General features: G+C 59.0%; 2 protein-coding genes. Both read left to right on the forward strand.

The genetic code is table 11. From position 1 onward, the window contains the following. Positions 1-689 (forward strand): Mu transposase domain-containing protein (locus Q362_RS24160; RefSeq protein WP_028319704.1); only part of this gene is annotated, 689 nt, incomplete at its 5' end. Positions 690-698: 9 nt separating this feature from the next. Beyond that, a partial coding sequence (locus tag Q362_RS0117770) for an ATP-binding protein (RefSeq protein WP_028319705.1) occupies positions 699-1,233 on the forward strand: 535 nt, incomplete at its 3' end.

The following is a 1,233-nucleotide window of genomic DNA, read 5'->3' on the forward strand; positions in this document are numbered from 1 at the left end:
TTGGCCAACAGCTGCAAGTCCTCAACTGCAAACCCTTCCAGAAACTTCCCGGTTCTCGGCAGAGCCTGTTCGACAGCCTCGACAAACCGGCCCTCAAACCTTTGCCGGCTACAGCGTACGAGTTTGCCCTGTGGAAGAAGGCCACGGTGCACATCGACTATCATGTCGAGGTGGACGGGCATTACTACAGCGTGCCCTCGCGGCTGGTGAAAAAGCGGCTCGACATCCGCATCACCATGTCGGTGATCGAATGTTTTGACCGGGGGCAACGGGTTGCCAGCCATCAACGGAGCCGGGACAAAGGCCGCCACACCACGGTAACCGAGCACATGCCGCCGTCGCATCGGCAGTATCAGCAGTGGACGCCGGAACGGTTCCTCCGCTGGGCAGCCAAGATCGGCCCCCTGACCACGCAACTCTCAGAAAAAATCCTGGCCTCCCGCGTCCATCCCCAGCAGGCCTATCGCAGCCTGATGGGCATTCTTCGTTTAGGAAAGAGCTATGGCAATCACCGACTGGAGCTGGCCTGCGGCCGGGCGCTGGTCATCGGTGCGGTCTCCTTCCGCAGCATTGACTCCATCCTCAAAAACGGTCTGGACAAGGCCAATGAGGTGGAAGAGGTGGCCCAGAGCCCCGTGGTGCATGACAATATCCGTGGCCCTCACTATTACCACCCCACGGTGCAGTAAGGAGGCGCCATGTTGACTCATCCCACCCTCGATAAACTGGAATCACTCCGATTGCATGGCATGGTCCAGGCGCTGAAGCAGCAGTGGCAACAGCCGGAACTCTACGAGTTGTCGTTTGAACAGCGACTTGGTCTGCTGGTCGACCGGGAGAGCGATCTCCGCCAGACCAGGCAGATGCAGACCAGGCTCCGCAAGGCCAAACTCCGTCAGAATGCCGTTGTTGAAAATATCGATTTCAAGCACCCCCGTGGCATGGATCGGTCCCAGGTGCTGCAACTGGCCACCTGCCAATGGATCAAGCATAAACAGAATCTGCTCATCACCGGCCCAACCGGCGTGGGCAAATCGTACCTGGCCTGCGCCCTTGCCCATACCGCTTGCCGGGAAGGGTTCAGCGTCCTGTATCTCAGGATTGCCCGCCTCTTTGCCGATCTGGCCCTGGCCAGAGGTGACGGCCGCTACATCAAACTCCTAACCACCTTTGCCAAAACCGACCTACTGCTCCTCGATGACTACGGTCTGGCACCGCTTGCCAAGGAACAAC

This window comes from Desulfobulbus elongatus DSM 2908, assembly GCF_000621145.1.
Taxonomy (GTDB): domain Bacteria; phylum Desulfobacterota; class Desulfobulbia; order Desulfobulbales; family Desulfobulbaceae; genus Desulfobulbus; species Desulfobulbus elongatus.